Genomic DNA, 23,672 nt, shown 5'->3' with positions numbered 1-23,672 from the left:
CATGACATTGGTTCCTCGCCGTCAGCCTTGGCGGGCGTAGGACGCGAGGTGATCGGCGAGCGCGATGACGCGGTCGCGCAGTTCGTCGGGGCGCTCGATGACGAACGGCCGGCCGAGTGCGGCGAGTGCCGGAGGCAACCAGTCGAGCCGCTCCACCCGTAGCTCGACGCGCAGCCAGCGCTCGCTCGCCCGGTCCTCGCCGGCCGCGGGCTCGTGCTCCTCCAGGCTCGCGACGCTGGCGGGAAGGTGGGCGCGAATCTGCTCAACTGTCCCGTGGATCCGCAAGGTCACCTCATGCTGGTACTCAGCCGTGGCGAACCCCGACAACACGCGCTGTGCCGGACCCGGACCTTCGGGCGCGTCGAATGAGCCGGGCAGGGCCCTCGCGTCCGCGATGCGATCGAGCCGGAAGGTTCGGTCCTCGCCGATCCGGGCGTCGTTGCCGGTGACGTACCACCGGCCCGAATGGGCGACGATCCCGTACGCGTGCAGCGTGCGTTCGCTGAGCCGCCCGTCGCGGTCGGTGTATCGGATCGAGACCGGTCGGCGGTGGCGTACCGCATCGGCGATGGTGAGCAGGACTCCGGCGTCCGGGGCGGCGAACTCGCCGGGCTGATCCGTGAAGGCGAGAGACTCCAGGAGTGTGTCGAGCCGGCGGGCGATGTGCTTGGGCAGCACCCGCCGGATCTTGGCCGATGCCGTCTCGCTCGCCGTGTGCTGCGTCGTCATCAACCCTGCTCGGCGGCCGGCGACCAGGCCGAGCAGCACGGCCAGCGCCTCGTCGTCGCTGAGCATGAGGGGCGGCAGGCGGTACCCGGGAGCGAGCCGGTACCCGCCGTAGCGGCCGCGCACCGACTCCACGGGCACGTCGAGATCGATCAGCTGGTCCACATACCGCCGCACGGTACGTCCTTCGACGCCGAGCCGGTCGGCGAGTTCGGCCACGGTCCGGATGCCGCCCGACTGCAGCAACTCCAGGAGTGTCAGCACGCGCCCGGTGGGTCGAGGCATGTTCGCAGCCTATGCGAATACAGGACCGATTCTGTCCACTATTTCTCCTAGGCTGCGAAGCGCACGACGCCAGCACAGCCAAGGAGCTCCCCATGAACTTCGTCTCGATTCGGATCATCACCAGCGACGTCGCGCGCCTCGTCGAGTTCTATGAACGAGCCACAGGGGTGCGTGCGATATGGGCCACCGAGGACTTCGCCGAACTCAAGACCCCCAAGGCCACCCTCGCGATCGCCGGCACTCGCACCGTCCCGCTGTTCGCCCCGGGCTCTGCCCGCCCGGCGGACAACCACAGCGTGATCACCGAGTTCCTCGTCGACGACGTGGATCGCGTTCACCAGAACCTGACCGGCTTCGTGACCGACTTCGTCAACGAGCCCACCACGATGCCCTGGGGCAACCGGTCGCTGCTGTTCCGCGACCCCGACGGCAACCTTGTCAACTTCTTCACCCCCGTCACCCCGGCGGCTGTCGAGAAGTTCGCAGGTTGACGCCACGCACCGCCGAGCACGAACGCCGCACCCTGCCCACGAGAACCGAGGGGTGGCCGTCGATCATGCGGTTCCCGATGACCTCGCCCTTCTCCGTCTTCTCGCGCCACTCGTGCAGAACCCTGCGTCCTCCGGACGGTCGTGGCGATGTTGAGCGGGTGACTCGGGTCAGCCCCACGCCGGGTCGTCGCTCCGCGACAAAAGGCGCATAACTGGGGTTATCGAGGGGATTGATCGCTCAAGGCCGTGACCAGCCGGGCGACCAGCGCGCGCGTCTCCTCGAAGGAGGCCTCGCTCAGGGCGGGACTGCCGAGGAGTGAGCGCATCACGCCCATGCCGAGCAGCAGCGCGCCCACCATCTCGGCCCGCAGGGCGGGGTTCTCGCCGCCCATCCGCTCGGCGAAGTCGGGCAGGTAGCCCTCGCAGATCTGCGTACGCAACTGTTCGCGGATGGCCGGGCGTCCCGCGGAGCGCAGCATCACCAGGAGCGGGTGCTCGCCGGCGAACTGCTCCCAGTCGGCGAAGACGACATCGTGCAGCAGCGTGTCGGTGATGTGGGTGAGCGGACGCGCCGGATCGTCCGTGAGGCCGGCCGGGATCTCCACGCGTACAGCCTCCTCGTGGAGTTGCTCCTTCGAGCCGAAGTAGCGGAAGACCAGAGCCGGATCGACGCCCACGTCGGCCGCGATTTCACGTACGCCGGTGCCGTCGTAGCCCTGGCGGGCGAAGCGCAGGCGGGCGGCGTCGAGCAGCTTGGCGCGGGTGGCGGCTTTGTCGCGGCGTTTCGGCTGGTCCATGCAAATCATCCTAAGTCATCGTACGTTGACTTAACCATCCACCAGGCCTAGCATTCTTGTCACCGATCGATGACTTGAGAGGGCTCGGGAATGCGTACATACGTGATCACCGGCGGCACGGACGGCATGGGCAAGGGCCTGGGGCTGCATTTCCTGCGGCGCGGGGACAGCGTGATCGCCGTGGCCAGCGGGGAGGACAAGGGGCGTGCCTTTCTCGCCGAGGCGCACCGGCTCGGCGCCGAGGGCAGGGCCGTGTTTCTCCGGGCCGACCTGAGCACCGTCGCGGGCATGCGGCAGGTGGTCGAGGAGGTCATGGCGACCACCGAGGCCGTGGACGGGCTGGTGTTCGCGGCCCAGCGGTTCCGGCCCAAGCGCGAGGAGACGGCGGACGGGCTGGAGTTCACCTTCGCGCTCGCCTACCTGAGCCGGTTCGTCATCGGCCACGGCCTGATGGAGCACCTGGAGCGCGCGCAGGCGCCCGTCGTGATGAACATCGCCGGACCCGGCGGCCTGCCGGGCCGCGTCAACTGGGACGACCTCCAATGGCGCGACGGTTACACGGGGATGCGCGCGGCGATGCAGTCCTCGCGCTGCAACGACCTGCTGGGAGCCGGCTTCCCCGCTCGCCACCCGGCCGCCCGTACGCGTTATGTCCTCTACAACCCCGGCTTCGTGAACACGAGCATGGCCGACCCGCTGCCGCAGCCCAGGCGTGCCGTCACCAAGGCGCTCGCCCGGTTCTTCGCGATGCCGGTCGGCAAGGCGATCGTGCCGATCGCCGCACTGCTGGACGCCGCGCCCGGATCCGCTGTCACCGCCTACATGCGCGGCAAGCCGTTGCCGATGACCGGCAAGGATTTCGACCCGGACGCCGCGGCCCGCCTCGACCGCGTGACGACGGACCTGCTCGGACAGATCGCCGCAACTCGGTAACGCACCGCGGCGGTCCCGCAGCAAGCGCAAGGAGCAAGCTGGGTCGCCGCGGAGGCTGGGGGCGTGCGGAGACCGGGACGCTTGATGACGAGATGGTGGTGATCAGCGCAAGAAGTCCACCACCTCGGCCCGACCGGCGAACTGTGCCCACTCCAGCGGCGTGGCGTCGTAGTCGTGCTCCCGTACTGACGGGTCGGCTCCCAACTCCACCAGCGCTCGCACCATCGGCAGGTCGCCTGCCCGCGCCGCCTTGTGCAACGCCGTCGCCGGGAGGCGCGCGTTCACGTCGAACCCCAGCCCGCAGGCCAGCCGTACGGCAGGCACCCGGCCGTACTCCGCGGCCCTGATGAGCAGATCCCGCCGCCGCGTCAGGAGTTGCCCGGCCAGTCCGGGATCGGCGCTCAGCAGGTGCCCGGCCTGCTCCCGATCCCCTCGCATGATCGCGGCCTCCGCGGCGTCCAGCCCGCGCAGGGTGCCGGAGGCCCCCGCGTCGGACAGGAGCCGCGCGACCTCCGTATGCCCGCCCAGCAGCGCGAGCTCCAGCGCCGTGTGCCCGCCGAAGAACGGATGCCCGTCGCTCTTGGCGTCCGCGGGTGCTCCGTGTGCCAGCAGGCACCGCATCCGGCCTGCCTGGCCACGCAACGCGGCCGTCAGCACCGTGTTCGCCAGCATGCGGGCCGGGGAGTCCTGTACGCGTCCCAGCCTGGCCGCCCATGGCCCGCCGTCCCCGCCGCCGAGCCCGAACTCCAGCAGCAGCTCCAGGTAGCCGGTGTCGTCGTCCATGACTCCGCGGTTGTACAGAGCCCGGCCGTCGTTGGCGTCCGCCCCGGCCTCCAGGAGCACCCGGGCCAGTTCCAGGTCCCGCGGATGCGGCGGCTGCCCCAGCTCCCCACCGCCCAGCGCGCCCGTCAAGGCGGTGAACGGCGGTCCGAGCCCCTCGGGCAGGTAGCCGGCGTTCGGATCGGCTCCCGCGTCCAGCAGGACCCGCGCCGTCCCCACGGCGTCGGCCTGCGCCACCCGTGAACAGGTCAGATACAGCAGCGGCTCCCAGCCGAAGGGGCTGCCGGAGGCCCGGGCCGACGCGGGGTCGGACGCGACCGCGCGGGCCGTCCCGGCGGCGTCGCCGAGCGCCGCCATCGTCCACACCGACGCGCCGGCTGTCTCGGGATGGCCGTCCAGCAGCCGCGCCGCCGCCTCGGTCCTCGCGGGTCCGTGGTAGGCCAGGCCGGACAGCCGCAGGAACTCGGTCGCGGGGTCGGCCGAGGGGCCCACCTCGTGCGGCCGGCGCGCGAACCTGCCCAGCATCGCCAGGTGTGCCCGCAACTGCGGCCAGCTGGTGAAGCCGTACTTGCGGGCGACCACCAGTTGCGCGTCGGCCAACCGCAGTTCTGACGGCGCTCCCGGATACCATCCGCCGACTGTCGCGAGTGCGCGGAGCTCGCCCGCGCGTACGCCGCGCAGCAGTTGCTTGGCCTCGTTCTTCAGGTGGTCGAGGCTGGGGTTTTCGGGCAGACGGTTCGCCACGAAGACCTCCCTTCCGGTTATGCCCGACGTCCGCATCTTCAGGCCGAAAAGGAGGAACTGCACCATGACTGAACACCATGAAGATCGGGTGGGCTGAGCCCTTTCCGCGGACCGGTCGCGTCCCGAAACGCCAGCCACAGCGTACTCCCTCCACGTGTTGTGATAGCTTCGGCGGCGCCGTGCATCGCCGCGAACTCGAGGAGGTGAGACCGATCAACGCTGTGACAGGTCGGGGCTCCCTCCCACGCATGGTCTAGGGAGCGCCCGCAGAAGGCCTCCCGAAAGGCTTGAATCGCCATGCGCTTCATCTCCCGGACGTCGTCGGACGGCGTCACCGAACAGCTCTTCACCCTCGGCGAGATCCCCGGCGTGCTGTGGACGCCGGAAGCCGCCCCGAGCACTCGTCCCCTGATCCTGATGGGACACGGCGGCGGGCAGCACAAGAAGGCGCCCGGCATCCTGGCCCGCGCGCACGACTTCGTCACCGAGGGCGGGTTCGCGGTCGCCGCGATCGACGCGCCCAACCACGGCGAGCGGCCGAAGGGCGAGGAGTTCGGCCGGATCGCGACCGAGATGCGGGCCCGTGCGGCCGCCGGCGAGGACGCGACCGCGCAGGTCCTGGCCATGCACGTTCTTCTGGCTGGTCAGGCCGTCGCGGAATGGCAGGCGGTCCTGACCGCGCTCCAGCAGCTCGACCACGTCGGCGCAGGTCCGGCGGGTTACTGGGGTGTGTCGATGGGTTGCGGGCTCGGTGTCCCGTTCGTCGCCGCGGAACCCCGGGTCGGCGCCGCGGTGCTGGGCCTGCTCGGGGCGACCACGCTGGCCGAGACCGCGGCGCGTATCACCGTACCGGTGCGGTTCCTGCTCCAGTGGGACGACGAGCGGGTGCCGCGGGCCGAGGGCCTGGCGTTGTTCGACGCCTTCGCTTCGGCCGAGAAGACGCTGCACGCCAATCCCGGCAAGCACGGGGATCTGCCGCGGTTCGAGACGGACAGCTCGCTGCGGTTCTTCGCCCGGCATCTGGGCGGACGGAAGGCGCGGAGAACGGCGACAGACTGATGAAAGCGTGGCGAAAGACCCTCGCGCCAAACTGTGTGGGTGCATGGCTTACAGCCGATATCGCGTATCGCCTTGGTGTCGCTCGGGGGTTTCACGCTGGGAGCGCTCGTGGCGTTCGGCGTACTCGCGGTCCAGGCCGCCGGTGTCGCCGACGCGGAGTCTCGCGCCACGGCGCGGGCCGCGGCCACGGTCCAGTACATCGACTTCGACGACCGGGGCAATCCGGAGATGTTCTACCTGGACTGGTCCGACGGCAGGAACAGCCATCAGACGATGATCCAGGCCGACTCCGAACATTTCGTGCGGGGCTCGGTGCTGCCCATCCGCTACGACCCGGCCGAGCCCGGCGGTCTGGTGTTCCCCGCCGGGCATGAGGACGTGCCCCCTCCCGGGGACATGCTCAGGCGAGCTCCGTTCGTCGTCGCGGGCGTCTACGGGCTCGGGCTCGTCCTGGTGCTGGCCCGGTTCCTGCTCAACCGGCACGCGGCGTCGGCGGCCGAGGTGCGGTGGCAGGTCCGGCCGCTGATCCTGGAGTACAGGACGAAGGGGGTCCGCTGGTTCAGCCCGTACCTGAAGCTCGTCCCCGAGCGCGGGGCGAGGCCGTACTACCAGCGGGTCCACTGGGATCCCGCCGTCGACGAGCGGGCGGAGGGACTGAAGGCGCAGGTGCGGATCGGGGGAGGGCCGTTCAGGCGAGCGGTCGTGATCACCGGGGACGGCACGCGGCTGTGGCCGGCGGGGCGGCTCCGGCGGCGCACCCCACGGGGCTGGGAGGAGTCCGACAGGCCGCTGGGGAAACCGTACTGGCACGGGCCGGGCTGGGTGCTGGTCGCGTCGATCACGGGGGTGACCGCCGCCGGGCTGCTCCGGCTCGACGCGCTCCTCTACCTGGTGCCGGTCCTGGCCCTGCTCGTGGGGCTGATCTGCCTCATGTGGGGCTGGTACGGAGGCCGGCCCCTGTATCGCTCACCCGGGTACGCGCCGGGAGTCGAGCCCAGGCCCGGACCGCCGCAGAACCCGCGCGGATCGAGCCCCCGCCGCGGCCGCAGGAAGAAGACACCCCCGCAGAACAGGTGAAGACGCCGGCCGCACCCGCGCTCAGCGGAAGTCGTCCGCGTGGTCGACGGCCCATTCGGCGAACGTGCGCGCCGGGCGGTCGGTCACCTTCTCCACCGCAGTCGAGGTCTGCGCGGGTATGCCGTCGCGGGCCGCCCACTGCTTCATGATCACCTCGACGCCGACCGCCGGCGTCGTCCGGCCCATCTCCTCCCGCGCCTGCGCCTCCGACACCACCTCGACGGCGATCGGACGCCCGATCGCCTCCCCGATGTGCTCGACCTGCCGCCGCAACGTGAGCGATTCCATCCCGTACACGGTGTACGCCCGCCGCTCGTGCCCGGGCTCGGTCAACGCCGTCACCGCGAGCGCCGCCAGGTCCTTCTCGTGGATGGGGGCGGTCTCGGCCTCCGGGTACGGCAGCCGCACCGCGCCCCCGCCCCGGATCGCCGCCTGCCACCACCACAGCGTGTTCGTCGCGAACATCCCCGGCCGGATGAACGTCCAGTCCAGCCCCGAGCCCTCCACGGCCGTCTCGACGACCTGGTGGTGCACGGCGATCGGGTTGTGTTCGGAGCCCTCGATCGCGACCGCCGCCGACGACAGCAGCACCACCTGTCGCACCCCGGCCGACCTGGCCGCCTCGACGAAGCCCGCGACACCGTCCGGTTTGGCGTACACGAACACCTTCGTGGCGCCCTCCAGCGCGGCGGGCAACGTCTCGGGAAGGTCCAGATCGGCCGCCACGACCTCCGCGGAAGCGGGCAGGCCGCCCCTTTCCGGGTCCCTGCTCGTCACCCGCACCTGTTCGCCGGCCGCCAGCAGACCGGCGGCGACATGGCGCCCCACACTGCCCCGAGCCCCGAAGACCACCATCACCATTGCCGCAGAACCTCCCTAATCCTCGGCCTGGCCGAGAAGCCTGACCAGCTCACCGTGCAGGCGGCGGCGCACCTCGGGCGAGAGCGGGTCGTCGCCGAAGATGTCCCGGACGAACTGCGGCATCGTGATCGGCGCGAACACCACCGCATAGGCGACCAGCAGCGCGAACGCCGGATCGACCCGATCGGTGACCTCCCCGGCCGCCTGCCGCCCGCGCATCCGCTCCAGCGACTCGGCCATCCGGGCGCGTTGCGCCTGCGCGAACCGCTGTCCCTCCTCGGCGTCGGCGAACGGGCAGTCGCCCAGCGCCTGCCACACCACCAGCCGCGCCCATTCCGGGTCGTCGAGCGTGCGCTCCAGTTGGGCCCCGACCGACTCCGCGAACGAGACGGACGAGGCGTCGGACGCGGCCTCGTCCGCCTGCCGGCGCCGCCGCAGCTCCTCCAGCAGCCCCTGCTTGCCGCCGAAGTAGTAGGAGATCAGCTGCTGGTTGACGCCGGCGCGGGCGGCGATCCCGGCGGTGCGCGCGCCGGAATATCCCTTCTCGCCGAACTCGCTCACGGCGGCCCGCAGGATCCGCTCCCGCGTCAGCTCCGCCGCCTTGCCGCGCTCCTCAGGGCGCGGCGCCCTTCGTGCCGCCATGTGCAAGGACGGTAGAGCATCAATCGTTTGGTTGACAAGTGTCACCTAGATGATTGAGAGTCCGTGGGGACGAACCGCTTCATGGCCTCCTTGCCGTGCTCCACCGCCGCGTTCCCGCGTTCCAGCAGGTCGGCCTGGTATTCGGCCAGCGCCGACCGGAGGTCCCGCTCGCCCCGGTGGACCTCGGCCAGCCGGTTGCCCAGCCGTCGGGCGTCCTGGATGGCGGTGTTCGCGCCGTTGCCGCCGCTGGCCAGCGTCAGGTGGGCGGCGTCGCCGAGGACCGTGATCCGGCCCGCCGGCCACGCGGGCACGGGACGGTCGTAGACCTTGGCGGGGCCCGCGGCGCTCATGTCCGCCGAGCGCACGAGATTCCGCAGGTCGGGGTGCCAGCCGTCGATGAGCTCCAGGACGAGCTCGCGGGCGTCCACCAGGGTCTGCCGCGACGCCGGGTGCTCCGGGGGCACGAGCAGCACCCACCGCACGTAGCTGTCCCGATGGGGCAGGTCCAGACCGGGTACGAGCTCCGCGGCGGCCTCCGAGGGCTCCCTGGCGAACCGCATGCGGCCCAGCATCAGCGTGATCCCCGGGCCCTTGACCATGGTGCCCCGGCCCGGCACCAGCTCCGCGAAGCGTTCGGTGATCGGCGTGCGGCCCATCGCGCCGCACAGGCCGGCATCGACGTGGCCCACCTCGGGGGCCACGTGGCGGCGGACCACCGAGTTGCCGCCGTCGGCGCCGACCAGCACGTCGCCCGTGGCCTGGGTGCCGTCGGCGAAGCGGGCCGTCACCGTCTCGCCGGTCTCGGCGACCCCGGTCAGGCGTTTGCCGTGCGTGACGCGGTCGCCGAGTCCGCCGAGCAGGATCCGCCGCAGCACCTGGCGATCGACCGCCCGGGTCTCGTCCGGCGGTTCGGGCAGGTCGCTGCTGAGCAGCGTGAGCCGCTCGTCGAACAGCAGCCCGGGGCCGTCCAGGTCGCCGCTGGTCGCCTCCGCCAGCGCGTACAGCCGCTCCGGCAGGCAGGCGCGCAGCTCCGCCCACCCGAGCGGCGCCAGCCCGATCCGGTAGCCCTGGAAACGATCGCCGCTGCCGTCGTCGGCCTCGTACACGTGTACGTCGATCCCCGCGCGCACCAGCGCGTGCGCGAGGGCCAGCCCGCCGAGGCCCGCCCCGATCACCAGAACCCGTTGTCCGCTCATGCCGTCCTCCCTGTCCGACGTGAACAACGTTCACGTGTACATTGTTCACGTAAGCGGAGCCGTACTGTCAAGGAGGTCTCATGGGGGAGCGGCGCGACCAGGTCCTCCGGGCGGCGATCGAGCTGCTCGACGAGGTCGGCCTGGACGGGCTGACCATGCGCCGCCTGGCCGGCCGGCTCGGGGTGCAGGCCGGGGCGCTGTATCGGCATTACCCCAGCAAACAGGCGCTACTGGACGCGATGGTCGCGCACCTGGTCACCCCGCAGGACGGCCCCGCACCGCCGCTCGACGGCCCCTGGGACGAGCAGCTGCGGATCGTCGCGATCGGCATCCGCGAGCTCATGCTGGCCCACCGGGACGGGGCCCGCCTCATGGCGACGTTCCAGCACGCGGGGGACGAGGCCGTGGCCGGCTTCCACGCGCTCATAGCGGCCCTGGCCGCGGCGGGCATCCCCGCGGACAGGGCCGCCGTGGCCGTGGACACCGTCATGGCCTACGTGAACGGCTACACGGTCGAGGAGCAGGCCAGGAAGGCCGAGACCTGGCCCCGGGAGCAGCGCGACGCGGCCTTCCGCGCCGGGCTGGAGCTGATCCTCGCCGGCGTGCGCAGCCTGCGGACCTAAGGGGTCAGGCGGCGGGACAACCAGGCGAGGGCGAGCGGGTAGCGGTACTCGATGGCGCCGTGGCCGGCGTCGAAGAGCTCGAAATAGACGTTCTCGTCCTTGACGCCCGCCGCCTCCAGCGCCCGCCGGAACGCCACCGCCCCGAAGTCCAGGAAGTACTCGTCCTTGCTCCCGGCGTCCACCCAGATCGCCCGCATCGAGCGCAGGGCCTCGGCGTGCCGCGGGGCCATCAGCACGGGATCCCAGGACAGCCAGCGCTCCCACACCTCCGGCACGACGGCGCCCGTGTCGTCGAAGGGCACGCGTACGGTCCCGTCGGGGTCCGCGGAGTAGGCGGCCGCGTACGCGTACATCTCCAGCAGCTCCAGGTCCCCCTCCTTGGTCCCGGCCGGGCGGCCGCGGAAGTCGGCGAGGAACGTGTCGTACGAGCCGTCGTACATGTCCCGCAGCCTGCGCGCCACCTCGGGGAACGACCCGCGCGAGCACACCTCGAACAACGCGTCGCCGGCGTGCGTGGCCAGCGCGCCGAACACGTCGGGCGCCAGCATCGCGGTGACCATGGCCCCGTAGCCGCCGCTCGACTTGCCGGTGACCGCCCGGTGGTCGCGGTCGGCGATCGTGCGGTAGCGGGCGTCCACCCACGGCACGACCTCGTCCCGCAGGTAGGAGTGGTAGCGCCCGGTGCCGGGGGAGTCGAGGAACTGGCTGCCGCCGAGCGAGGTCCACGCGTCCACGTACACGACGATCGCGGGCAGGGCCTCCCCGGAGGCGAAGGCGGCGTCCGCGAGCTCCGGGTACGGTTGGCGGAACGGAGCCCGGTTCAGCCACATGGCGACGTGGCCGGTGTAGCCGAGCAGCACGTAGATCGAGGGGTAGCGACGGGAGGGATCGTCGTCGTACCCGGGCGGGACGTACACCATGATCGGGCGCTCGTGCGGATCCCCCAGGGGGTTGCCGCGCAGCAGGGCGCTGTCGATGACGGCGTGGTCGAGACGGCCGGCCAGCTCGGCGGACCAGGGCAGCATGAAGAATCCTCTCAGCCGACGGACGAGGTCACCGTGTCGATGCCCGTCTGCGTGACGGAACGACCGGAGATCAGGACGAGTGTGAGATCGCGCAGGTCGGCCAGGCGTTCGAGCGGATCGCCCTTGACCGCGATGAGGTCGGCCCGCTTGCCCGCCTCCAGGCTGCCGGTCACCCCGCCCACCCCGCAGGCGTCGGCGGCGCGCACGGTGGCCATCTCGATGATCTCCGCGTGGCCGAACCCGGCCTCCGCGAACACCTCCAGGCCGGCGACGTACCCGTCGGTCTCGTTGGCGATGCCGCCGTTGGTGAACCCGGCGTCGGTGCCCGCGACGAGCCGGATCCCGGCCTCCCGCATGGCGGCCACCGCGTTCAGCCAGGCGTCGATCATCTCGGGCCCGTAGGCCTCGCGCATCCGCCAGAACACGCCGTGCACGGTGGGGCACACGTACGTGCCGCTCGCCGCGACGAGGTCGGCCAGCTCGGCGTCGTAGTCGTGCCCCGACGGGCCGAAGAACGTGCAGTGCTCAAGCGTCGTGACGCCCGCCTCGATGGAGCTGCGGATGGAGGCGTGCGCGTGGGCGTGGGCGGCGACGCCCTTGCCGCGCGACGCGGCCTCCTCCACGACGACCCTGAGCTGCTCGGTGCCATACTGCGGGACCCAGCTCGGCGGCGCGCCCGGCGTCATCAGGCCGCCGGAGGCCATCACCTTCAGGCAGTCGGCGCCCGCCCGGAGGTTCTCCCTGGCGACGCGGCGGATGGCGGGCTCGTCATCGGCCTCGCCGCCCATGTACCAGCAGTGGCCGCCGGTGATCGTGATGGGCCTGGTGGCGGCCACGATGTGCGGGCCGACCGTGAGGCCCTCCTCGATCGCATCGCGCAGGGCCAGGTCGAGGAAGCCGCGCGAGCCCAGGTCGCGGGCGGTGGTGACGCCGGCGGAGACGAGCTTGCGCGCGTTCTCGGCCATGCGTAACAGCAGGTGGTGGTCGCTCTCGGAGCTGCGCCGGGTCACCGGGTCCACCTTCGCGTCGAACCCCAGGTGGACGTGCGCGTCGATCAGCCCGGGCAGCACCGTGTGGCCCGGCAGGTCGAGGACCTCGGCGGCCTCGCCCCAGCTGCCGCGCGGCCCCACGGAGACGATCCGGTCGCCGTCGACGAGGACCTCGCCGTCGGCGATCACCTCTCCGGGCCGGCCGGTGAGCACTCTGGCGGCGCGAATGATCCTCATACCGCCAGCCTGCCACGCGCCTTAAGGCCACGAGAAGGAGATCTGAAGCGCGCCCTGCGACCTTTGAGCCATCGAACGAACCGGAAAGGACACGACAATGACCCAGACCGCCGAATACGAGATCAACTGCCTCTTCGACGCCCCCCGCGAGCTGGTGTGGGCCGCCTGGACCGAGCCGGAGCGCTTCTCGCAGTGGTTCGGGCCGCGGATGCTCAGCACACCGGTCGGCCGGATCACCCTGGACACCCGCCCCGGCGGCGTCTGGCGGGCCACGCTGGTGGGCGAGGAGGGGTTCGAGGCGACGCTGGACGGCACCTACCGCGAGGTGACGGAGCCGGAGCGGGTGGTGTTCACCACGGGCGACCCGGACAACCCGGGCGAGGGGCCGGCGTCGGTCGTCACGATCGACTTCACCGAGGCGGACGGCAAGACGGGGATGCGCTTCCACCAGTACGGCGTCAACACCGACCCCGCGCACGCCGAGCAGGCCAAGGCGGGCTGGATCGAGTTCTTCGACCGCCTGGCCGAGTACCTTGCCTAGCCCTCAGAGCAGGTCGGCCGCCTCGTCGAGCTTGCGGGTGGCGCCCTCCCGGTACGCGGCCGCGAAGGCCTCCTCGCCGAGCGCCTCGCGTACCCGCGCCGCCGCCCGCTCGGCGTCGGCCCGTTCGGCCGCCCCCGCCGGGGTCTGGTTCCGCTCCCTGGCCGCGGCCGCCAGCCCCAGCAGCACGGCCGCCTTCTCGGTCGGCCCGGCGGCCGAGGCCGCGCCCTCCACGGCGAACGCCATCGTCCTGACGTCGCCCATCCTGCGGGCCGCGGCCAGCGCCTCCACGTGCAGCTCCATGGCCGCGGCCGGGTCCCCGCGCAGCTCCGTGAGGTAGCCCAGCTCGATCAGCGTGTCCGGCACGTACAAGGGGGGCTCGACGTCCGCGCCGCGCGGCACCCCTTCGAGCAGCCGGCGCAGATGCGTCTCGGCCAGGTCCAGCCGCCCGGCCCGGCGCGCGGCGAAGGCGAGGCCCATCTCGCCCATGATCGTGCCCTCCATGTAGCCCTGGCTCTGCGCCAGCTTCATGGCCCGCTCGCAGAACTCCATGGAGCGGTCGTAGTCGCCGGTCTGCATCGCGATCCAGCCCAGCCAGGCGATGCGCGTGGAGACCTCCGGCCACAGCCCCAGGTCCTCGGCCATCCGCAGCCCTTCGCCGAACAGCCGGGTGGCCCGCTCCGCGTCGGTCGCCATCTCGGCCAGCGACGCCAGCCAGGCCGTGGCCTGCAGCAGCCCCCACCGGTCGCCCAGCTCGGTGAACAGCCGCGCGCTCTCCTCGCCGGTCCGTTCGAGCGCCTGGATGTCCCGCGTCGTGAACGCGTCCCTGGCCTGCCTGGCGAGCGCCGCCGCGACGCCCCACCGGTCGCCGGTCTCCCTGAACGTGGGCAGCGCCCGGCCCACCAGCTCCTGCCCCGTCGGCATGTCCTTGACGTGCATGCTCACGAACAGCTCGGCCCTGGCCCGTTCGCCCGGGTCCTCGACCGCCGCCAGCACGGGCTCCCAGTCGACCTCCTCGCCCAGGATGAGCGCGAACCCGGCCTCCCAGGCCGCCGCCCGCGCCCGGACCGGGGAGGCGGCCCCATCGACGGACAGGGCCGCCGCCAGCGACCGCCGGCCCTCGGCCAGCCGGCCGCGCAGGAACCAGTACCAGGCCAGCGCGTTCACCAGCCGGGCCGCGCTGTCGGCGTCCTTGCCGGCGACCGCCGTGTCGAGCGCCGCCCGCAGGTTGGCGGCCTCCGCGTCCAGGCGCAGCAGCCAGTCCCGCTGGTCGTGCCCGTACAGCTCCGGCTCGGCCTGTACGGCCATCGCCAGGTAGTGGCGCAGGTGCGCGAGGCGTACCCGGTCGAGCTCGCCCGCGTCGGACAGCTTGGCCCGGCAGTACTCCGACACCGACTCCAGCAGCCGGTACCGGACGCCGGCGGGGGCCTCGACGACGACCACGAGCGAGCGGTCGACCAGGCGCGCCAGCAGGTCGAGCACGTCGAGCTCGGCGGCGTCGCAGACGGATTCGGCGGCCTCCAGCGTGCAGCCGTCGGCGTGCACGGCGAGGCGGCGCAGGACGCGGCGCTCGTCGTCGGACAGCAGGTCCCAGCTCCAGTCGATCACCGCGGTGAGCGTCTGCTGGCGGGCCGGCGCGCCCCGCTGCCCCGAGGCCAGCAGCCTGAACCGGTCGTCCAGCCTGGCCACCACGCCCTGGACGCCCAGCGCCCGCACCCGGGTCGCGGCCAGCTCCAGCGCCAGCGGGATGCCGTCGAGCCGCAGGCAGAGCTGCGCCACGGCCGCCGCGTTGCGCGCGTCGAGCGCGAACCCGCGGGCGGAGGCCGCGGCCCTGGTCACGAACAGCCTGACCGCGTCCGAACGCGCCATGACCGCCAGATCGGCGCTGCCCGGCACGTCGAGCGGCGGCACGCTCCACAGCACCTCGCCGGCCACGGCCAGCGGCTCCCTGCTCGTGGCCAGGATCCGCAGGTCGGGGCAGGCCCGCAGGAGCGCCTCGGCCAGCTCGGCGACCTGCTCGACCACGTGCTCGCAATTGTCCAGGACCAGCAGCATCCGCCTGGCCCTGAGCGCCGCGCCGAGCTGCCGCTCCAGCGCCCGGTCCCCCTGGGAGGCCGGCTCCCCGGCGGGCGCGCCGGCGTCCTCGCGGATGTCCAGGGCGGCCAGCACGGCCTCGGCGGGGGAGCGGGACGCCTGGTCGAGCGCGACCAGCCAGGCCCCGTCCGCGAACCCGTCCACCAGCCGGTTCGCGGCCTCCAGCGCCAGCCGGGTCTTGCCGACCCCGCCGCTGCCGGTGAGCGTCACCAGCCGTTCGTCGCCCACCAGCGCGCACACCTCGGCCAGGGCCTCGTCCCGGCCGATGAGCTTGCTGACGGAGGCGGGCAGGTTCGTGACGGGGCGGTCGGCGGGCACGCTCAGGGCCGGGTCCTGCCCGAGTATCGCCTGGTGCAGGGCGACCAGCTCGGGTCCCGGGTCCAGGCCGAGCTCGTCGGCCAGCCGGTCCCGCAGCTCACCGTACGAGGCCAGCGCCTCGCTCTGGCGTCCCGCGCGGTAGAGGGCCCGCATGTGGACGGCGCGCAGGCGTTCCCTGAGCGGATGCCTGGCCACCAGATCGCCCAGCTCGCCCACCAGCAGGCCGTGCTCGCCCAGCTCCAGCCGCGCCTCGGCGTGCTGCTCCAGCGCGGACAGCCGCTGCTCCTCCAGGCGCAGGATGGCCGATCTGGTGTACTCCTCGTCGGCGAAGTCGGCGTACGCCGGCCCTCGCCACAGCGCCAGCGCGTCGGCCAGCAGCCCCGCCCTGGTCCGCGGGCTGTCGGTGGCCTCCGCCCGGGCCAGCAGGCCGGCGAAGCGCGCCGCGTCCACGGCCCCGTCCTCGTGGCGCAGCAGGTAGCCGGGGGCGCGGGAGACGACGAGGTTCTTGCCGCCGGGCTCGGCGTCCTCGAACGCCTTGCGCAGCTGCGAGACGCGCACCTGCAGCGCCCCGGCCGGATTGCCCGGCGGCTCCGCGCCCCACAGGTCGTCGACCAGCCGGTCCACGGACACGGGATGGCCCTCGTGGACGAGCAGGTCCACGAGCAGCGCCCGTACCTTGAGCCCGGGAACCGTGACGCTCTCGCCGGCATCCGTCCACACGGCCAGCGGACCCAGCACCCCAAAACGCATGACCGTCACCTTATGCGCGGCCTTAAGTCCACGAAAAGAACATCGGAAGCCCCTAACAGCACTGTGAAGACAACTGAAAGGGGAACGAGATGAACACCACCACACTCGAGGGCACACTTCCCGGCACCCGCGCGGGCCGCCGGGAATGGACCGGGCTGGCCGTCCTGGCCTCCGTGGCCCTGTTGCTCTCGGTCGACGTCAGCGTGCTCTACCTGGCGCTGCCGCACCTCAGCACCGGCCTCGGGGCGAGCGCTCCGCAGCAGCTCTGGATCATGGACATCTACAGCTTCATGCTGGCCGGGTTCCTGGTCACCATGGGGACGCTGGGCGACCGGATCGGGCGGCGCCGCCTGCTGATGATCGGGGCGACGGCGTTCGGCGCGGCCTCGGTGGTGGCCGCGTACTCGGTGAGCGCCGAGATGCTGATCGTGGCCCGGGCGCTGCTCGGCATCGCGGGGGCGACGCTGATGCCGTCGTCGATGGCGCTGATCAGGAACATGTTCCAGGACGCCAAGCAGATGGGGACCGCGATCGGGCTCTGGTTCGGCTGCTTCATGCTGGGCATGGCGGCCGGGCCGATCGTGGGCGGGCTGCTGCTCGAGCACTTCTGGTGGGGGGCGGCCTTCTTGATGGGGGTGCCGTTCATGGTGGCGCTGCTGGTGGCCGGCCGGACGCTGCTGCCCGAGTACCGCGACCCGAACGCGGGCCGGCTCGACCTCGCCAGCGTCGCGCTGTCGCTCGCGACCATCCTGCCGGTCGTGTACGGGCTCAAGGAGATCGCGAGGAGCGGCTGGCACCCGGTGCCCGTGGCGGCGGTCGTGGCCGGGGCGGCGTTCGCCGTGGTGTTCGTACGGCGGCAGCGCCGGCTCGCCGACCCCCTGCTCGACCTGCGCCTGTTCGGCAACCGGGCCTTCGCGACCACGCTCGGGACCATGCTGCTCGGCGGCGTCGTGATGGCCGGGACGACGCTGATGACCACCCAGTACCTGCAGACCGTCGAGGCCATGTCCCCGCTGGAGGCGGGTCTCTGGCTCGTGCCGCAGAACCTCGCCATGATCGTCGCCCTGACGCTGGCCCCCGCCCTCGCCCGCCGCGTCGGCACCGCGTACGTGATGGCCGGCGGCTTCGCCGTGGGCGCGGTCGGGCTGTTCCTGCACACGCAGGTGCCGAGCGCCGGCGGCACCGGGCTGGTCGTGGCCGGGCTCGTCCTGGCCTCCGCGGGCATCGCGCTGCCGATGGGCGTGGGCAACGGCGTCATCATGACGGCCGCGCCGGCGGAGAAGGCCGGCTCCGCGGCCTCGCTGTCGGAGACGGGCGGCGAGTTCGGCGTCGCGGTGGGCGTGGCCGCGCTGGGCAGCCTCGGCAGCGCCGTCTACCGCGGGCAGCTCCCCGAGCACCTGCCGGTGGAGGCGGTCCGCGAGAGCGTCACCGCCGCGGTGATCGCCGCCAAGGACCAGCCCGACCTGCTGGACCTGGCGCGGGCCGCGTTCACCACGGGGCTCAACACGGTGGCGCTGGTCAGCGCGATCACCTTCATCGGCCTGGCCGCCCTCACGCTCGCCATCCTCAGGCGCCACGCGGCATGACCCCCTGTACCGCGACTCACGCCGGACCGGCCTCCGAGGCCCGTCCGGCGTCGTCGCGTTCCACGGTTTCCCGGCGATGGGCGACCAGCAGCAGCACGGCCGGCACCACCGCGAGCACGAACGGCGACGGCTCGAACAGCGCGGCGCCACCCAGCGCCCACACCCCTACCCCGATCCCGAGATAGGCAGGCGGCACCTGCCCCCGCCGCCCGAACCCCACCACCAGCGCCCCGACCAGCCCCAGCGGCACCGCGAAGCTCCCCCAGACCAGCCAGAACGCCCCCACGCCGGGCGCGAGCCGCGACAGGTCCTCCGGCCCCGGCGGGAAGAACCACATGCTCCCGCCGAACCAGCCCGGAATGTGCTCGGCGCTCAGCACGGCGGTGGCGACCAGGTGCACGCAGCCCAGGAACACCAACATCCCGCCCGCCCGCCTTACGAGAACGGAAGTATCGGAACTCATAGGTCCGAATCGTATTACGGATCCATCGGTTCCGTAATAAGCTGGCGCACATGAGACAGCCGGTGGGCCGCCCCAGGGACGGACGCGTGGACGGGGCCATCGCCGCGGCGGCCCGCGAACTGCTGGCCGAGCAGGGATACGCACAGCTCACCGTGGACGCGGTCGCGGCGCGGGCAGGCGTCGGAAAGGCCGCCATCTACCGCCGCCACCCCACCAAGCAGGCCATGATCTTCGCGGCCGTCATGCACGACCTGGAGCTGGAGACACCCCCCGACACCGGCTCCCTGGCCACCGACCTGGCCGCCGTCACCCACGTCATCGCCACCACCCTGAGCACGCCGCCACCCGGAGTCGTGCCGGGACTGCTGGCGGACGTGCACGCGGACGAGGGGATGGCCGCCGCGTTCGCGGGGACGTTCGTCAGGGCCGAGCGCGAGTGCGTGACCGAGGTGCTGGACCGGGCGGTGGCGCGCGGCGAACTGCCGTCCCGGCCGGATCCCGCGCGCGTCCACGCCATGCTCCTGGGATCGATCTTCGCCTGGCTCTTCCTCCTGCTGGAAGACCCCGCCCGGCTGGACACCCTGGCGAACACGCTGGCCTCCGACGTGGCCCGCCTCCTGATCGGAAAGGGCGACGGTCCGTGACAGCGGCCGCCGCGCCCGCCCGGGCCGGGCAGGCGCAGCGGCCGCGGTAGCTGTTCTACGCGATCGAGCCGGTCCAGGCCATTGTGGCGGCCCTGTAGATGACGTTCACCGCGCCGTCGAAGTACGGCGAGACGCCGGTGTCGTAGCGGCCGTCGCCATTGGTGTCGGCAACGCTGATCGTGATGCCGTTGAGGTAGCCGGCACGGTAGTCGCTGCTGTACTTGTACAGCCAGGAAGAACCGAGGGAGCCTTCACCGGTGAACGGCGACTCGACGCCGAGGAACAGGTCGTCGGGGAGGCCGGACAGCGTCATGGTGGAGATCCGCCCGGTGGACCATTCCAGGTTCTCGCCCGTGTAGGGCCGCCGTCCGTCAGGGTTGGGTCCGGCGGGGTAGCCGAAGACGTCCATCATGGAGTCCGTCGGCTGGTTCCAGGCGAAGCCCTGCCCGCCGGCGTTGTCGACCAGCCTCCCGGTGTTGGTCAGCACGTCGGGGGAGGGCGAGACCACGCCGTTGTAGACGTTCACGAAAGCGAAGTCGCGGTCGTAGTTCTGGTACGTGGAGAAGTCGAAGTGGGCGAAGGCCTGCTTCCCGACGTACAGGCCCCACGGAGTGGTGCCGGCGGTGTAGCCGGGGACAAAGACCCACTTGCCGAGTGTGGCGTCGGAGCGCTCGATGTCGTACACGCAGTGACCGGCCGTGGCGACGAGGTTGCGGTACTGCGACTGCAGTGCGGTGCCCGTGCACCAGTGCGGCTGCCCGTCACCACCGATGAAGAACACCTTGCCCGTGCTCGTGGGCGTTTTGCCCTTCGGCTCGGCCGGACCCGCCACCGGCGCGACCGAGCCGGGCTTGGTGTCCGGGGAGACGGGGGTGGACACGCGTTCCCCCTGGACCTCGGTCTGTACGGCATAGGGTGTGGCGTTCTTCAGGTTGGCGGCTCCGTCGGCGAGCCAGAACCGCGCGATCTCCTGAGCGGCCGACACAGTGGCGAGAGGGGCCACCGTTATCTCGCCCTCGGCCTGCGCCGGGGTGGAGATGACGGTGGATCCCAGCAGACTCAGGCCGATGCCTAACGCGGTCAGTGTGCGTCTCATAGTTGATCTTTCCGTTCTTGTTGCAGATAAGGAGGATCTAAAAATCTCTCGATCCAAAACATCCGCATCACGCCACAAAATGGCACATTCGGTCAAGAAGCACAGAAAGTGACGCGTTCAAGAATCGAACACAATGTCGAACGGGATGTGGTCGGCTCTCGTGCTGCGAAGATCCACTCCAGGGCGGAGTTCCGGCCGATGCGGCTCGGCGGTCACGCGGAGTGAAAGGTCCAGGTCGCCGCGACGGCTCGTCATCGCGTCCTTGGTCCGATTCCCAGCGAACTTACAGCAAAGGACGCAGTCTGTAAGGTCGTGAGTGCTGCCGGGTTTCAGCCGGAGTGCGAGGAGGGCGGGGCCTTCCTGGCCGAGCCGCGGTAGCGGTCGGCGTCGTAGCGGCGGTCGTTGTCGTCCAGCTTGGCCTGGGCCGCCTCCACCAGGTCCACGCCCAGCACGTCGGCCAGCCGGACCAGGTAGAGGGTGACGTCGCCCAGCTCGGTACGTATCCGGGCGAGCGCATCGGGATCGGGCTGCGCGGACTCGTCGGCCGTGAGCCACTGGAACTCCGCCACCAGCTCCCCGACCTCGCCCGCCAGCGCCATCGTCAGGTTCTTGGGTGTGTGGAACTGCTCCCAGTCCCTGGCCCTGGCGAACTCGCGCAGGCGTTCGGCAAGGCGTTCCAAGTCCGTCGTCACGTCGCACGACCCTACCCATCACCGCCGGTATGTTGCTGCTCGTGAATGGGGTCGAGCTGTTCCTGTTGGGCCGGACGCTGATGAAGATCGGCGAGGAGGCCATGCCGACCGAGGGCATCGGTGAGCACTCCACGAGCGTGCGCACGGTGCTGATCGTGGTGAGCGACCTGCGCGGACATCCCGACACCACCGTGGGTGAGATCGCCGCCCGTACCGGGCTGCCGCAGAGCGCCGTGTCGGCGGCCATCGCGCGGCTGCGCTCCGTGGGCGCGGTGATCGCCGAGACGGATCCCGCGGATCGGCGGCGCACGATCATCCGTGAGGCGCCTGGGGTGTCCGAACGGGTGACGCAGGTCAGGGACACCCCGATCGACGCCGCGCTGGGGATCGCGCTGGGCACGGACGACCCGCGGCGCGTGGCGGAGACCGTGGCGGTCCTGGAGGAACTGGCCGCCAAACTGATCCCCGGAATAATGCATCGAACTTGATGCATCAGATTTGATGGATTATCTTTGAGGTCATGAACGCAGACATCTTGCGCATCCCGGGCGTCGACCTCTACTACGAGGTGCGCGGCAGCGGCCCGCTCCTGCTGATCTCGCAGAGTGGCGAGGGCGACGCCGGTCGCACCGTTGACCTGGTCGATCGGCTGGTGGACGCGTACACGGTGATCACGTACGACCGGCGCGGGCTCAGCCGCAGCACGATCCCCGGCACCGGCGTGAGCGTGCGCGAGCACGCCCACGACGTGCACCGGCTGCTCGCCCACCTCACCGACCAGCCCGTGATCATGGTGGGGCAGAGCCTGGGCGCCTCCATCGGGCTGCACCTGGCCGTCGAGCACCCAGAACAGCTCAGCCTGCTCATCGCGCACGAGCCCGTCTCGCCGTGGGTGCTGCCCGGGTCCGAACGGGCCGAACACCGCAAGGAGCTGGCCGAGCTCCAGTCGCTCTACCGCGAAGGCGGCCTGCCCGCGGCGATCGGCCAGGTGAAGCGGGTGCTCGGCATCACCGAGGACGCCGAGGCCGACCTGACCCCGCAGCCCATCACGCCGCAACGGCAGGCGAACTTCGACTTCTTCATCCGCCACGACTTCACCGCCGTCGTCGAGGACGAGCTCGACCTGAGCGGGTGCCGTACCCGCATCCTGCCCGCGGCCGGGCACACCACCCCGCAGCACGTCTTCGACCGCCGGTGCGCGGTCGAGCTGGCGGAGCTGCTGGGCACGGAGCTGGTGGAGTTCCCGGGCGGGCACAACGGCAACACCAGCCATCCCCGGGCGTACGCGGCCCGGCTCCGCGAGGTCCTCCAGACCGCCGGCTGAATCACCTCGCTCCAGTGGGTGTCGCCCCGAACCTGTACGCTTCCGCGCGTGTCCGAATTATCGGTTTCTGGCTATGAGATCAAGGGTGTTCTCGGCCAGGGCGGCTTCGGTGTCGTCTACCTCGCCGTACAGTCGGCCGTGGGTCGCGAGGTCGCGCTCAAGGTCGACAACCGGGTGCTGCTGTCCGACCGCGACCGGCGCCGGTTCATGCGCGAGGTCACGGCCGCCGGGGCCCTGTCCGGTCACCCGCACGTCGTGGCCGTCTATGACGCGGGGCTGCTGCCCGACGGGCGGCCGTACATGGTGCTTGAGCTGTGCCCGGGCGGGTCGCTGTCCGGACGGAGGCTCTCGCCGGTCGAGGCGCGTGACGTGGGCGTACGGATCGCCGACGCGCTGGCCGCCGCGCACGCGCAGGGGGTGCTGCACCGGGACGTGAAGCCGGGCAACATCCTGGTCAACCGGTACGGCCAGGTGGCGCTGTCCGACTTCGGGCTGGCCACCATGCCCGCGTCCGGGCCCGAGGCGTCGGTGACGCGCGAGTCCCTGACGCCGTCGTACGCGCCGCCCGAGGCGTTCGAGCTGGCCGAGCCGACCCCGGCCGGTGATGTGTACGCGCTGGCCGCCACCGTCTACGCGCTGCTGAACGGCCGCCCGCCACGCTTCCCCGAGAGCGGCGTGCCGAACCTGGCGATGATCCTGGCCCTGCACCGCCTGCCCGTTCCGGACATTCCCGGCGTGCCGCCCCAGCTGACCGCCGTGCTGCGCCAGGCGCTGGCCAGCGACCCGCGCGAGCGCACGCCCACCGCGGAGGCGTTCCGCGACGCTCTCGCCGCCGTCCCGCTCGGGCCCGCCCCGGCCCCCTCCGGGGGACGGCACGCCGCACCGCTGACCCCCTCCCAGCCGATGGGGCAGCACCTGAGCCGGCCGGGGCCGCCGCCGATGGGGCAGCACGCGAGTCACCCGGGGCCGCAGCCGATGATGGGTCCGCCGGTCACCGGCCCGCCGCCGGGCGGCCACGCGGACACCGTGCCACCCGCCCGGCGCGGCGCCTCGCGGGCGCTGGTCTCGATCGCCGCCGCTCTGGCCCTGGTGATCTCGATAGGCGTCGGCGTGGTCGTCTACACGTACGTCACCAGGGAGCCGGGCGGCAACCAGGCGTCGTCTCCCAGCCCTTCGGCCTCCACGAGCGCCACGGAAGAGGCGAAGACCGTGTTCAAGGGGCTGAAGACGTACACGGAGAACTGCCCGGCGAGCAAGGTGCGCGGCGGTGAGGCGGCGTGCGTGCAGGAGTCGGAGTGCTGGGGCGGGCTGGTCATCATCTCCGGCGACACGAAGGCCAGGCGGGTCGGGTGCGAGGAGCTGCACTCGTGGGAGACGTTCGCGGTCGTCCCGATCCCGTCGGACGCCGACACGTACGTGCAGCAGGACCTCGCCAAGCACCCCACGATCAAGCGGATCTGCAGCCGGGCGGTGCTCCTGGCCAGCAGGGTCGGCACGGCCAGGAACATCGGCGCGGCCGGCTGGATGGCGGACGTGATGCCGCCGTCGCAGGCGCAGTTCGAGACCGGCACGCGCTTTCTGCGCTGCATCGGCCGCCTGACCAGCCAGGAGCCGCGCCGGTCCTACTTCCACCGGGGAGCTTGACGGCGTCCATCGTTCTCGCCACGCCGCCCTGACCGTCATGGTGGCGCGGTCGGCGGTG

23 protein-coding genes are annotated in these 23,672 nt (G+C 71.8%); 11 read left to right on the top strand and 12 right to left on the bottom strand.

Going from position 1 to position 23,672, the window contains the following annotated elements:
* Nucleotides 1-21: 21 nt before the first annotated feature.
* Nucleotides 22-1,011, bottom strand: a complete 990-nt coding sequence (locus ACWDRB_RS34550; protein ID WP_449900802.1) for a helix-turn-helix transcriptional regulator — start codon at nt 1,009-1,011, stop codon at nt 22-24.
* 92 nt (nt 1,012-1,103) lie between these two features.
* Here ACWDRB_RS34550 and ACWDRB_RS34545 point away from each other — a divergent pair, with 92 nt between their 5' ends.
* Complete coding sequence (locus ACWDRB_RS34545; protein ID WP_449900800.1) at nt 1,104-1,502, top strand: VOC family protein; 399 nt, start codon at nt 1,104-1,106, stop codon at nt 1,500-1,502.
* Nucleotides 1,503-1,720: 218 nt separating this feature from the next.
* On the opposite strand, the gene ACWDRB_RS34540 is transcribed toward ACWDRB_RS34545, so the two are convergent.
* Nucleotides 1,721-2,299, bottom strand: a complete 579-nt coding sequence (locus ACWDRB_RS34540) for a TetR/AcrR family transcriptional regulator (RefSeq protein ID WP_449900798.1) — start codon at nt 2,297-2,299, stop codon at nt 1,721-1,723.
* 90 nt (nt 2,300-2,389) lie between these two features.
* Here ACWDRB_RS34540 and ACWDRB_RS34535 point away from each other — a divergent pair, with 90 nt between their 5' ends.
* On the top strand, nt 2,390-3,232 hold the full coding sequence (locus ACWDRB_RS34535) for an SDR family NAD(P)-dependent oxidoreductase (protein WP_449900795.1): 843 nt from the start codon (nt 2,390-2,392) through the stop codon (nt 3,230-3,232).
* 102 nt (nt 3,233-3,334) lie between these two features.
* Here ACWDRB_RS34535 and ACWDRB_RS34530 read toward each other — a convergent pair whose 3' ends face one another.
* Nucleotides 3,335-4,756 carry an ankyrin repeat domain-containing protein gene (locus tag ACWDRB_RS34530; RefSeq protein ID WP_449900793.1) on the bottom strand — a complete coding sequence of 474 codons (1,422 nt, stop codon included), beginning with the start codon at nt 4,754-4,756 and terminating at the stop codon, nt 3,335-3,337.
* Nucleotides 4,757-5,053: 297 nt separating this feature from the next.
* Here ACWDRB_RS34530 and ACWDRB_RS34525 point away from each other — a divergent pair, with 297 nt between their 5' ends.
* On the top strand, nt 5,054-5,815 hold the full coding sequence (locus ACWDRB_RS34525; RefSeq protein WP_449900791.1) for a dienelactone hydrolase family protein: 762 nt from the start codon (nt 5,054-5,056) through the stop codon (nt 5,813-5,815).
* Nucleotides 5,816-5,923: 108 nt separating this feature from the next.
* Nucleotides 5,924-6,892 carry a hypothetical protein gene (locus tag ACWDRB_RS34520; protein ID WP_449900789.1) on the top strand — a complete coding sequence of 323 codons (969 nt, stop codon included), beginning with the start codon at nt 5,924-5,926 and terminating at the stop codon, nt 6,890-6,892.
* A gap of 21 nt (nt 6,893-6,913) precedes the next feature.
* Here the strand turns inward: ACWDRB_RS34520 and ACWDRB_RS34515 are convergent, their stop codons facing one another.
* From ACWDRB_RS34515 to ACWDRB_RS34505, 3 genes are read right to left on the bottom strand one after another with little or no spacing between them, the layout of a single operon-like run.
* Complete coding sequence (locus ACWDRB_RS34515) at nt 6,914-7,753, bottom strand: NAD(P)H-binding protein (RefSeq protein WP_449900786.1); 840 nt, start codon at nt 7,751-7,753, stop codon at nt 6,914-6,916.
* Nucleotides 7,754-7,768: 15 nt separating this feature from the next.
* Nucleotides 7,769-8,395: a TetR family transcriptional regulator gene (locus tag ACWDRB_RS34510; protein WP_449900784.1), complete on the bottom strand. Its 627-nt coding sequence runs from the start codon at nt 8,393-8,395 to the stop codon at nt 7,769-7,771.
* Nucleotides 8,396-8,436: 41 nt separating this feature from the next.
* Complete coding sequence (locus tag ACWDRB_RS34505; RefSeq protein ID WP_449900782.1) at nt 8,437-9,591, bottom strand: FAD-dependent oxidoreductase; 1,155 nt, start codon at nt 9,589-9,591, stop codon at nt 8,437-8,439.
* 80 nt (nt 9,592-9,671) lie between these two features.
* Here ACWDRB_RS34505 and ACWDRB_RS34500 point away from each other — a divergent pair, with 80 nt between their 5' ends.
* On the top strand, nt 9,672-10,214 hold the full coding sequence (locus ACWDRB_RS34500; protein ID WP_355191258.1) for a TetR/AcrR family transcriptional regulator C-terminal domain-containing protein: 543 nt from the start codon (nt 9,672-9,674) through the stop codon (nt 10,212-10,214).
* Here the strand turns inward: ACWDRB_RS34500 and ACWDRB_RS34495 are convergent.
* Nucleotides 10,211-11,239, bottom strand: coding sequence for an alpha/beta hydrolase (locus ACWDRB_RS34495; protein WP_449900779.1), 1,029 nt, complete (start codon nt 11,237-11,239; stop codon nt 10,211-10,213). The two genes, ACWDRB_RS34500 and ACWDRB_RS34495, sit on opposite strands and share 4 nt — an antisense overlap.
* A gap of 11 nt (nt 11,240-11,250) precedes the next feature.
* Entirely contained in the window at nt 11,251-12,465 is a 1,215-nt protein-coding gene (locus ACWDRB_RS34490) for an amidohydrolase family protein (protein ID WP_449900777.1), read from the bottom strand.
* Between the two features lie 97 nt (nt 12,466-12,562).
* Between ACWDRB_RS34490 and ACWDRB_RS34485 the strand changes: the two genes are divergently transcribed.
* Nucleotides 12,563-13,006, top strand: coding sequence for an SRPBCC family protein (locus ACWDRB_RS34485; RefSeq protein WP_449900775.1), 444 nt, complete (start codon nt 12,563-12,565; stop codon nt 13,004-13,006).
* A 3-nt stretch (nt 13,007-13,009) separates the two neighbouring features.
* Here ACWDRB_RS34485 and ACWDRB_RS34480 read toward each other — a convergent pair whose 3' ends face one another.
* Nucleotides 13,010-16,165 carry a BTAD domain-containing putative transcriptional regulator gene (locus tag ACWDRB_RS34480; RefSeq protein WP_449900773.1) on the bottom strand — a complete coding sequence of 1,052 codons (3,156 nt, stop codon included), beginning with the start codon at nt 16,163-16,165 and terminating at the stop codon, nt 13,010-13,012.
* Between the two features lie 89 nt (nt 16,166-16,254).
* Between ACWDRB_RS34480 and ACWDRB_RS34475 the strand changes: the two genes are divergently transcribed.
* Nucleotides 16,255-17,751 carry an MFS transporter gene (locus ACWDRB_RS34475; protein ID WP_449900771.1) on the top strand — a complete coding sequence of 499 codons (1,497 nt, stop codon included), beginning with the start codon at nt 16,255-16,257 and terminating at the stop codon, nt 17,749-17,751.
* A gap of 16 nt (nt 17,752-17,767) precedes the next feature.
* On the opposite strand, the gene ACWDRB_RS34470 is transcribed toward ACWDRB_RS34475, so the two are convergent.
* Nucleotides 17,768-18,214 (bottom strand): hypothetical protein, encoded by a 447-nt coding sequence (locus ACWDRB_RS34470; protein ID WP_449900769.1) that lies wholly within the window; start codon nt 18,212-18,214, stop codon nt 17,768-17,770.
* Nucleotides 18,215-18,264: 50 nt separating this feature from the next.
* Here ACWDRB_RS34470 and ACWDRB_RS34465 point away from each other — a divergent pair, with 50 nt between their 5' ends.
* Nucleotides 18,265-18,858 carry a TetR/AcrR family transcriptional regulator gene (locus ACWDRB_RS34465; RefSeq protein ID WP_449900767.1) on the top strand — a complete coding sequence of 198 codons (594 nt, stop codon included), beginning with the start codon at nt 18,265-18,267 and terminating at the stop codon, nt 18,856-18,858.
* Between the two features lie 55 nt (nt 18,859-18,913).
* On the opposite strand, the gene ACWDRB_RS34460 is transcribed toward ACWDRB_RS34465, so the two are convergent.
* Nucleotides 18,914-19,954, bottom strand: coding sequence for a trypsin-like serine peptidase (locus ACWDRB_RS34460; protein ID WP_449900765.1), 1,041 nt, complete (start codon nt 19,952-19,954; stop codon nt 18,914-18,916).
* A gap of 329 nt (nt 19,955-20,283) precedes the next feature.
* A complete protein-coding gene (locus ACWDRB_RS34455; RefSeq protein ID WP_449900763.1) occupies nt 20,284-20,646 on the bottom strand; it encodes a nucleotide pyrophosphohydrolase in 363 nt (120 codons plus the stop codon).
* Nucleotides 20,647-20,687: 41 nt separating this feature from the next.
* Between ACWDRB_RS34455 and ACWDRB_RS34450 the strand changes: the two genes are divergently transcribed.
* The 3 genes from ACWDRB_RS34450 to ACWDRB_RS34440 are packed head-to-tail and all read left to right on the top strand — an operon-like array spanning nt 20,688 to nt 23,614.
* Nucleotides 20,688-21,134: a MarR family transcriptional regulator gene (locus ACWDRB_RS34450; protein ID WP_397369802.1), complete on the top strand. Its 447-nt coding sequence runs from the start codon at nt 20,688-20,690 to the stop codon at nt 21,132-21,134.
* A 32-nt stretch (nt 21,135-21,166) separates the two neighbouring features.
* Nucleotides 21,167-21,970, top strand: a complete 804-nt coding sequence (locus tag ACWDRB_RS34445; RefSeq protein WP_449900761.1) for an alpha/beta fold hydrolase — start codon at nt 21,167-21,169, stop codon at nt 21,968-21,970.
* Nucleotides 21,971-22,018: 48 nt separating this feature from the next.
* Nucleotides 22,019-23,614: a serine/threonine-protein kinase gene (locus ACWDRB_RS34440; protein WP_449900758.1), complete on the top strand. Its 1,596-nt coding sequence runs from the start codon at nt 22,019-22,021 to the stop codon at nt 23,612-23,614.
* Nucleotides 23,615-23,672 lie beyond the last annotated feature (58 nt).

It is taken from the genome of Nonomuraea sp. NPDC003707 (assembly GCF_053587055.1).
Note: the sequence above shows the minus strand (reverse complement) of the source record. Positions and strands in the feature narration are given on the sequence as shown.